The organism is Rathayibacter tanaceti (assembly GCF_001634385.1).
In the GTDB taxonomy this organism is placed as follows: Bacteria; Actinomycetota; Actinomycetes; order Actinomycetales; family Microbacteriaceae; genus Rathayibacter; species Rathayibacter tanaceti.
This window is the reverse complement of the sequence record NZ_LIIN01000114.1, coordinates 1-9,399: the sequence shown is the minus strand read 5'-3', so window position 1 is coordinate 9,399 and position 9,399 is coordinate 1. Positions and strand designations below refer to the sequence as shown.

Here is a 9,399-nt window from a genome sequence, read left to right as displayed (position 1 = left end):
CACCGGGGCACCGCCGTGCACGATCCGCTCGCCCAGCTGCCCGACGCCGTGCTCGAGCCGCTGCGCGAGCGGATGCCCGGGCAGGAACGGCGCGAGGTGCGCCTTCGCGGCGACCGGGCCGACGCCGGGGCCGCCTCCGCCGTGGGGGATGCAGAACGTCTTGTGCAGGTTGAGGTGCGAGACGTCGCCACCGAAGTCGCCGAAGCGGGCGAAGCCGAGCAGGGCGTTGAGGTTCGCGCCGTCGACGTAAACCTGGCCGCCGGCCTCGTGGACGAGGCGGCAGATCTCGGCGACCTCGTGTTCGTAGACGCCGTGCGTGGACGGGTAGGTGATCATCAGCGCGGCGAGCGCCTCGGCGTGCTCGCCGATCCTGGCGCGCAGGTCGTCGAGGTCGACGTTGCCCAGCTCGTCGCAGGCGACGACCACGACGCGCATCCCCGCGAGGACAGCGCTCGCCGCATTGGTGCCGTGCGCGCTGGAGGGGATCAGGCAGACGGTGCGGTCGGCGTCGCCGCGGGACCGGTGCCAGCCGCGGATCGCCAGGAGCCCGGCGAGCTCCCCCTGCGAGCCGGCGTTGGGCTGGAGCGAGACCGAGTCGTAGCCGGTGAGGTGGGCCAGCCACCCCTCCAGCTGGTCGATCAGCGCGAGCGAGCCCTGCACGTCGGCCTCGGGCGCGAACGGGTGCAGGTCCGCGAACTCGGGCCAGCTGACCGCCTCCATCTCAGCGGCGGCGTTGAGCTTCATCGTGCAGGAGCCGAGCGGGATCATGCCGCGGTCCAGCGCGTAGTCGGCATCGGCGAGGCGCTTGAGGAAGCGCATCATCGACGTCTCGCTGTGGTGGCTGCTGAAGACGGGGTGCACGAGGAAGGGAGTGCGCCGCTCGAGCGCGACGGGGATGCTGCGGGCCGCGCCGCCGACGAAGCCGAACGACGAGTCGAGGTCGCCGATGGCCGTCGCGACGGCGATCACCTCGAGGTCGGTGACGGTCTCGTCGATCGAGACGGCCACCGTGTCGGCGTCGACGAGCCGCACGTCGAACCCTGCGTCGCGCGCGCGGGCGACCGCCGCCTCCGCACCACCGGGGACGACGAGGGACACGGTGTCGAAGAAGTCGGCGTGACGCAGGGCGTGGCCGCGGTCGAGCAGGAGGCGCGCCAGAAGCGCGGCACGTCCGTGCACGCGCTCGGCGATCGCGGCGAGTCCGTCGGGGCCGTGGTAGACCGCGTACATCGCCGCCATCACGGCCAACAGCACCTGCGCGGTGCAGATGTTGGAGGTCGCCTTCTCGCGGCGGATGTGCTGCTCGCGGGCCTGCAGCGACAGGCGGTAGGCCGGGTGGCCCGCCGCGTCCTGGCTCACGCCGACCAGGCGGCCGGGGGAGCTGGCGCTCGAGTCCCGTGCGCACCGCGAGGTAGCCGGCGTGCGGTCCGCCGAAGCCCATCGGCACGCCGAAGCGCTGCGAGGTGCCGACCGCGATGTCCGCGCCGAGCTCGCCCGGCGAGCGGACGAGGGTGAGCGCGAGGAGGTCGGCGGCGACGACACCGAGACCGCCACGGGCCTTGACGGCGGCGAGGACGTCCGACGGGTCCCAGAGCTGGCCGGACGCGCCCGGGTACTGCACGAGGCGCCGAACGCCTCGGGCACCTCCTTGGCCGGGGTGCGCGAGAGCGGGAGCTCGACGATGCGGATACCGACCGCCTCCGCCCGGCCGCGCAGCAGCGCGAGCGTCTGGGGCAGGGCATCGGAGTCGGCGACGAAGACATCGGTGCGCGCCTTCGAGGCGCGGCGCGCCAGCAGCATCGCCTCGACGACCGCGGTGCCCTCGTCGAGCATCGAGGCGCCGGCCGTGTCGAGGCCGGTGAGCTCGGACACCATCGTCTGGAAGGTGATCAGGCCTCCAGGCGACCCTGAGAGATCTCGGGCTGGTAGGGCGTGTAAGCCGTGTACCAGCTGGGGTTCTCGAGCACGTTCCGCTTGATCACCGCGGGGGTGTGCGTGCCGTGGTAGCCGAGGCCGATCAGCGGGCGGCGCACCATGTTGCGGGCGGCGAGCGCGCGCAGCTCGGCGAGCGCCTCCGTCTCGGTGGCCGGCGCGGGCAGCACAGGAGCGAGCTCGCGCACGCGGATGGACTCGGGCACGGCCGCGGTGACGAGCTCCTCGACGCAGTCGTAGCCGAGGGCCGCGAGCATCGTGCGCTGGGCGTCGGCGTCGGTCCCGATGTGGCGGGACTCGAACGCGCCGGGGGCCCTGGTGGCCGCCATCTACTCGCCCACCAGCTCGGTGTAGGCGGCGGCGTCGAGCAGCCCTTCGGGGAGCGCGTCGACGCGCACCCGGATCAGCCACCCTTCGCCGAACGGGTCGGAGTTGACCAGCTCGGGGCTGTCGACGACGGCCGCATTGGTTTCGAGGACCTCGCCGTCGACCGGCGCGAAGAGCTCGCCGACCGACTTGGTCGACTCGATCTCGCCGACGACGCTGCCGCCCTCGACGCGGGAGCCCGCCTCCGGCAGCTCGACGAAGACGACGTCGCCCAGCTTGTCGGCGGCGTAGGACGTGATGCCGACGGTCGCGACATCGCCGTCGACGCGGATCCACTCATGGTCGGAGGTGTACTGCAGCGGGGAGGGCACGGCCATGTCAGTTCTTCTTTCTCGAGTAGAAGGGGAGCTCGGTGACGGTCATCGGGAGGCGTGTGCCGCGGATGTCGACGGCGAGCACCGTCCCCGGCTGCGCGGCGGAGGGCGCGACGTAGGCCATCGCGATCGGCAGTCCGAGGGTCGGCGAGAGGACGCCGCTGGTGACGACTCCGACCTCGTCGTCGCCGGAGAGGACGGTGTAGTCGGCACGGGCGGCGCGTCGACCATCGCCGACCAGGCCCACCAGGACGGGCGCGTCGCCTGCGGGCCCCTCCTCGGTCGCGGCGCGACCGACGAAGTCGATCGGCTTGCCCAGCGCGACGATGCGCCCCAGGCCCGCCTGGGCCGGAAAGATCTCGCGCGAGAGCTCGTGGCCGTAGAGCGGCATGCCCGCCTCGAGCCGGAGAGTGTCGCGAGCGGCAAGACCGGCGGGGACGAGGCCCGCTCCCCCGCCGGTCTCGGCGAGGGCCTGCCAGAGGGTGGGAGCGGTCTCGGGGGCCAGGTAGATCTCGAAGCCGTCCTCCCCCGTGTAGCCCGTGCGCGCGATCAGGACCGGGTGCGCCTCGAAGGTCGCGGGGACCGCGCGGTAGTAGCGCAGCTCGGCGAGGAGGCGGGCGGCGGCGGCGGTGTCGAGCACCGCCTCCTCGCCGTGCTCGACCGCGAGACCCGGCAGGTTCTGCAGGATCTCGAGCGAGCGGGGGCCCTGGATCGCGATGAGCGCGATGTCGTCGCTCTCGTCGAACAGCTCGCACTCGAACATCGCGGTGCGGTCGCGCAGGGTCTCGACGACGATGCGTCGGTTGGCGGCGTTCGCGACCACCATGAAGCGGTCCTCGCCTGTGCGATAGACGACCAGATCGTCGATCACGCCGCCGGTGCGCTCGAGCAGCAGGGTGTACTTCGCGCGGCCGACGGCCACCGCCGAGAGGTCGCTCGCGAGGGCGTAGTCGAGGGCGTCGACCGCCTCGGGCCCCACGAGGAGGATCTCGGCCATGTGCGAGAGGTCGAACAGGCCGGCGGCGGTGCGCACGGCGTGGTGCTCGGCGAGATCGCCGGAGTAGCGCACCGGCATCTGCCAGCCGGCGAAGTCGGTGAAGGACGCGCCCGCAGCGACATGCACCTCGTGCAGGGGCGAGTAGCGGACCTCGGTCGAGGGGGTCTCGGACATGAGTTCTCCAATTCATCGCAGTGCTGGACTCGCGCCGCCGATGCGGCAGAGCACAGCAGTGCCGTGGGAACTCCCCCTCTGTCGTGGAGCCTGAGAGATTCGCGCCGTCGCGGAGTGCGGCGCTTTCACCATCGGCGGATCCGAGCGGATCGCTTTCCAGAGTGGCCAGTTCGACGCGGTACAAGACCTGAGAGATTGGCGGGGAGGCTTGCTCCTTCGGTGCCGACCGGAGCCGGCTCTCCCGCGTCGCGTATGCGGCCCGGTATTCGATTGTCCGGTCAGCCTAGCGGGCGGCACGGACCGGCGTCGGGTCCCTCTCGCCACATCCTCGGGCTGGCGTTCGGGTCGCGACGACACTAAGGTTGCTCCCACACTTAAAGTCAGTGCGACTCACAGGCGGGAGCCGGCGTGGAGGCGATTCAGCTCGCGGTCTCGACCGTCATCTTCGCCCTGCGCCCCCACCCCGAGACCGGAGCCAGCACCGTCTGGATCCCCGTCGTCCGCCGTATCCGCGAACCCTTCGAGGGGCTCTGGGCACTGCCCGGCGGGCCGCTGCACCCGGAGGAGGACCTGGCGGAGTCCGCGCGCCGCACCCTCCGCGAGACCACCGCGCTCGCCCCGCGCTACCTCGAGCAGCTCTACGCCGTCGGCGGCACCGACCGCTCCCCCGGCGAGCGCCGCGTGGTCTCGATCGTCTACTGGGCGCTCGTGCGCACCTCCGAGGCCGACGAGGCGACCGTCGGCGAGAACGTCACGTGGCTGTGCACCGATCTCCCCCTCGATCTGGCCTTCGACCACGGAGTATCGTGGAGTACGCCCTGTGGCGGCTGCGCAACAAGATGGAGTACTCGCGCATCGCCCAGGCGTTCCTCGGCGACACCTTCACCCTCGCCCAGCTGCGGGAGGTGCACGAGGCCGTCCTGCAGAGACCGCTCGACCCGGCGAACTTCCGCCGGACGATCGAGGCCTCACGGGCCGTGGTGCCGACGGGACAGCGCCTGACCGGCACCCGCCACCGGCCGCCCCGCCTGTACCGCTACGACGCGTCGGCGGCCCTCGTCGACAACGGCCCGCTCCCCATCTGAGCCCGCCGACCCTCCATCCGCTTCCGCCCGCCTCCGCCACCGCCCGACACTCCGCCGCCTCCCGAGGAGACACCGTGACATCCGTCGACAGCACCATCCGGCTCATCGAGAGCGGGTCTGCCCCCGGCGCGACCTGCGCGCCCGAGCTGGCCGAGGCGCCCTGGTCGTTCGACCTGGGCCTGCCCGCGTACGGCCCCGGTGCCTCCCAGGCGGACCCGATCCCCCTCGACGCGCCTGTGCAGGGCAGGCTGCCCGAGGAGTACACGGCGGCGAGCGCCGAGGAGCTGCACCACCGCATCCTGAACGCGAAGCAGACGCTGGGCGGGCGCGTCCTCGTGCTGGGCCACTTCTACCAGCGCGACGAGGTGGTGCAGTACGCCGACTACGTGGGGGACTCGTTCCAGCTCGCGAAAGCGGCGACCGGCAACCCCGACGCCGAGGCGATCGTGTTCTGCGGCGTGCACTTCATGGCCGAGACGGCCGACATCCTCTCGGGGCCGGAGCAGGCGGTGATCCTGCCGAACCTCGCTGCGGGCTGCTCGATGGCCGACATGGCCGACATCGACTCGGTCGAGGACGCGTGGGCCGAGCTCACCGAGCTCTACGGCACCGACCCGGACGCCGACGGGCGCGTCCCATTGATCCCGGTGACGTACATGAACTCCTCCGCCGCGCTGAAGGCGTTCTGCGGGCGCAACGGCGGCGTGGTCTGCACCTCCTCGAACGCGGCGACGGTGCTCAAGGACGCGTTCGCGCGTGGACAGCGCGTGCTCTTCTTCCCCGACCAGCACCTCGGCCGCAACACCGCGAAGGCGATGGGGGTGCCGCTGGAGCGCATGCCGATGTGGAATCCGCGGAAGCCGCAGGGCGGGTCCGACACCGCGACGCTCCTCGACGCGCAGGTGATCCTCTGGCACGGCTTCTGCTCGGTGCACAAGCGCTTCACCGTCGCGCAGATCGCGAAGGCGCGCGCCGAGCACCCGGGCGTGCGCGTGATCGTGCATCCGGAGTGTCCGATGGCCGTGGTCGACGCGGCCGACGAGTACGGCTCGACCGACTACATCGTGAAGGCGATCCAGGCGGCGCCGGCGGGCTCGACCTTCGCGATCGGCACCGAGATCAACCTGGTGCAGCGCCTGGCCTCCCAGTACCCGCAGCACACGATCTTCTGCCTCGACGATGTGGTCTGCCCGTGCTCGACGATGTACCGCATCCACCCCGGCTACCTCGCCTGGGTGCTCGAGGGCCTGGTCTCGGGCACCGTCCTCAACCGCATCTCGGTGGAGGAGTCGGTGCAGGTCCAGGCGCGCGTCGCACTCGAGCGGATGCTGGCCGCGGTGCCGCCCGCGGGTCCGGCGGCCTGACGTGCGGGTCGTCGTGGTCGGCAGCGGGATCGCCGGCCTGGTCACCGCGCTGGTCGCCTCCCGTCGGCACGAGGTGCTGGTGGTCACCAAGGGCGCGCTCGCCGAGTCGTCCACCCCGGGCCGCACAGGGCGGGATCGCCGCGGTCACCGCTTCGGCCGACTCCGTGGCGCTGCACGTCGAGGACACGCTGACCGCCGGAGCAGGGCTGGCCGTGCGCGACGCGGTCGAGGTGCTCTGCGCCGGCGGTCCCGCGGCGATCACCGCTCTGCAGGAGTGGGGGGTGTGCTTCGATCGCTCCGGCAGCGAGCTCGCGCGCGGGCTCGAGGGTGCCCACTCCCGTCCGCGGATCCTGCACGCCGGCGGCGATGCGACCGGCGCCGCTCTCGAGGCGGCGCTCGTGCACGCGGTGCGCGGCGCCTCCGTCGAGCTGCAGGAGGACACGGCGCTGATCGACCTGCTGCGGGAGGGAGCGGCGGTGACGGGTGTCGAGGTGCTGGGGGGCGGCGCGATCGAGCGGCTGCACGCCGACGCGTGGTGCTCGCGACCGGCGGGGCGGGCCAGCTCTACCGGCACACCACCAACCCCTCGGTGGCGACCGGGGACGGGCTCGCCGCGGCGCTGCGCGCGGGAGCGGCCGCGGCCGACCTGGAGTTCTACCAGTTCCACCCCACCACGCTGGCCCTGCCCGGCGGGTTCCTGGTCTCGGAGGCGGTGCGCGGCGAGGGCGCGGTCCTCCGCGACGCCGCGGGCACGCGCTTCCTGCTCGACGTCCACCCCGATGCCGAGCTCGCCCCTCGCGACGTGGTGGCCCGCGCCATCGCCGAGCGGATGCGCGGGCAGGGCGGGCTCCCCGTGCACCTCGACGCCCGCGCGATCGACCCGGCGGTCCTGGCGCGGCGGTTCCCCACGATCTCGGCGGTCTGCCGGGCGAACGGGCTCTCGCTGAGCGGCGATCTGCTACCCGTCACTCCCGCCGCCCACTACTGGATGGGCGGGATCGCGACGGATCTCGACGGCAGGACGAGCCTCCCCGGGCTCTTCGCGGTCGGCGAGGTCGCCCGGACCGGCGTGCACGGTGCGAACCGGCTCGCCTCGAACAGCCTGCTCGAGGGCGTGGTCTTCGCCCGCCGTGTCGCGGCCGCCCTCGACTCCCTCCCGCCCCGCCCCGAGTCGGAGGCGGGACCCGCCGACCGGCTCGTGCCGATGAGGCTCGAGCGCGAAACGCTGCAGGAGGCGATGTGGTCCGGAGCCGGGCTCTCGCGCGATGCGGCCGGGCTGACGGACGCGCGCACGGCGCTCGCCGGCTCCGCCGTGCCGGCACCGCTCGATGTGCGGACTCTGGAGGACGCGAACCTGCTGACCTGCGCGCTCGCGCTGATCGACGCGGCGCTCGCGCGCACCGGATCTGTCGGCGCGCACCACCGCACCGATTCGCCCGACCACGTTGCGGCGCCCGCCGCCGAGCGCGGCAGAACCGATCCCCACTCCGCCCGGAGACCCGACACCAGGAGAGAGGCGGCCCTCCCGTGCTGACCAGCCAGAGCATCGACCGCGTCGTCGCCCTCGCCCTCGAGGAGGACGCACCCTGGGGCGACCTCACCACAGACACTCTGATCCCCGCCGACGCGACGGCGAGCGCCGCCCTCGTCGCCCGGGAGCCGGGCGTCTTCAGCGCGGGCGCGGTGCTCGAGGGCACCATGCGGCACGCCGACCCGCGCATCCGCTGCACGGTGCTGCTCAAGGACGGCGCGGCCTTCGAGGCCGGGGCGACGCTGGCGAGGATCGAGGGCCCGGCCGGAGGTGTGCTGCGCGGTGAGCGCGTGGCGCTCAACCTGGTGCAGCGGATGAGCGGCATCGCGACGCTCACCGCGCGCTACGTCGCCGCCGTCGAGGGCACCCGCGCCCGCATCGTCGACACCCGCAAGACCACTCCGGGCCTGCGCGCACTCGAGCGGTACGCCGTGCGCTGCGGAGGCGGCCGCAACCACCGCTTCTCGCTCTCGGACGCGATCCTCGCCAAGGACAACCATCTCGCGGTACTCGCTGAGCGCGGGATCGACCTGGCGTCCGCGCTGCGGGCGGCGCGCGCCTCCGTGCCGCACACCGCGCACATCGAGGTCGAGGTCGACCGCCTGGACCAGATCGAGCCGGCCCTCGCCGGGGGCGCGGACACGATCATGCTCGACAACTTCACGCCGGAGCTGCTGCGCCAGGGCGTCGCGCTCATCGGCGGGCGGGCGGTCGTGGAGGCGAGCGGCGGAGTCGACCTCTCGACGGTGCGTGCGATCGCCGAGGCCGGAGTGGATGTGATCTCGGTCGGCGCGCTGACGCACAGTGTCCGCTCGCTCGATCTCGGCCTCGACATCGCGGTCGCGTGATCTACCTCGACCACGCGGCGACCTCGCCGGTGCGCCGCGAGGTGCTGGAGGCGATGTGGCCCTTCCTAACCAGCGAGTACGGCAATCCCTCGAGCTCGCACGCGCTCGGCGGCACTGCGGCGCGGGCACTCGAGGAGGCGCGCAGCCGCGTCGCCCGGTTCCTCGGAGGGCGCGGCTCCGAGACGCTCTTCACGTCGGGCGGCACGGAGTCGATCAACGCCGCGGTGAAGGGGATCGCCCTGGGCGCCGCGCGCGGCCGACACCTGGTGCTCTCGGCGCTGGAGCACGAGGCGACGGTGGAGTCGGCCGAGCACCTGCGACGGCTGCACGGCTTCGAGATCTCGGTGGTGCCGGTCGACGGCGAGGGGCGGCTCGACCTCGACGCCCTCTCGGCGCTCGTGCGACCCGACACGACGCTGGTCTCGGTGCTCGCCGCGAGCAACGAGATCGGCACGGTGCAGGACGTCCCCGCGATCGCCTCCGTCTGCCGCTCGCAGGGCGTGCCGCTGCACGTGGACGCGGTGCAGGCCGCGGGCTGGCTGGATGTGGCGAGCTGGGGGGCCGACGCGGTCTCGATCTCGGGGCACAAGCTCGGTGCCCCCAAGGGGGTCGGGGCGCTTCTGCTGCGCAACCGACTGGCGTTCGAGCCGCTCGTGCACGGCGGGGGCCAGGAGCGGGGACGGCGCTCCGGCACCGAGAACGTCGCGTTCGCCGTGGCGCTCGGAGCGGCGGTCCGGCACCTCGATCCGGACCGGGCCGGCCGTGTC

5 protein-coding genes, 3 pseudogenes and 2 riboswitches are annotated in these 9,399 nt (G+C 73.0%); of the genes and pseudogenes, 5 read left to right on the top strand and 3 right to left on the bottom strand.

Annotation, left to right across the window (positions count from 1 at the left end; genetic code table 11):
- The 3 genes and pseudogenes from gcvP to gcvT form a co-directional block, all read right to left on the bottom strand.
- Positions 1 to 2,261: pseudogene (gcvP, locus tag ACH61_RS12300) on the bottom strand (aminomethyl-transferring glycine dehydrogenase); the annotation flags it as partial.
- Positions 2,262 to 2,636, bottom strand: a complete 375-nt coding sequence (gene gcvH / locus ACH61_RS12295; protein WP_068212427.1) for a glycine cleavage system protein GcvH — start codon at positions 2,634 to 2,636, stop codon at positions 2,262 to 2,264.
- A gap of 1 nt (position 2,637) precedes the next feature.
- A complete protein-coding gene (gcvT, locus tag ACH61_RS12290; protein WP_068212425.1) occupies positions 2,638 to 3,804 on the bottom strand; it encodes a glycine cleavage system aminomethyltransferase GcvT in 1,167 nt (388 codons plus the stop codon).
- A 71-nt stretch (positions 3,805 to 3,875) separates the two neighbouring features.
- A riboswitch (glycine riboswitch) is annotated at positions 3,876 to 3,969 on the bottom strand.
- 1 nt (position 3,970) lies between these two features.
- Positions 3,971 to 4,058: riboswitch (glycine riboswitch) on the bottom strand.
- A 154-nt stretch (positions 4,059 to 4,212) separates the two neighbouring features.
- On the opposite strand from gcvT, the pseudogene ACH61_RS12285 reads away from it, so the two are divergent.
- The 5 genes and pseudogenes from ACH61_RS12285 to ACH61_RS12260 all read left to right on the top strand — a co-directional run.
- Positions 4,213 to 4,889, top strand: a pseudogene (locus ACH61_RS12285) (NUDIX hydrolase).
- A 74-nt stretch (positions 4,890 to 4,963) separates the two neighbouring features.
- On the top strand, positions 4,964 to 6,253 hold the full coding sequence (nadA, locus tag ACH61_RS12280; protein ID WP_068212423.1) for a quinolinate synthase NadA: 1,290 nt from the start codon (positions 4,964 to 4,966) through the stop codon (positions 6,251 to 6,253).
- A gap of 1 nt (position 6,254) precedes the next feature.
- Positions 6,255 to 7,787 (top strand): annotated as a pseudogene (nadB, locus tag ACH61_RS12270) (L-aspartate oxidase).
- Entirely contained in the window at positions 7,781 to 8,632 is an 852-nt protein-coding gene (gene nadC / locus ACH61_RS12265; protein ID WP_068212417.1) for a carboxylating nicotinate-nucleotide diphosphorylase, read from the top strand. The pseudogene nadB and the gene nadC overlap by 7 nt, the downstream one beginning before the upstream one ends.
- A partial coding sequence (locus ACH61_RS12260; protein ID WP_068212416.1) for a cysteine desulfurase family protein occupies positions 8,629 to 9,399 on the top strand: 771 nt, incomplete at its 3' end. The genes nadC and ACH61_RS12260, both read left to right, overlap by 4 nt.

Excerpts from the sequence above, each read along its gene's own strand:
- gcvH (WP_068212427.1), bottom strand. The coding sequence starts at position 2,636 with ATGGCCGTGCCCTCCCCGCTGCAGTACACCTCCGACCATGAGTGGATC.
- gcvT (WP_068212425.1), bottom strand. The coding sequence starts at position 3,804 with ATGTCCGAGACCCCCTCGACCGAGGTCCGCTACTCGCCCCTGCACGAG.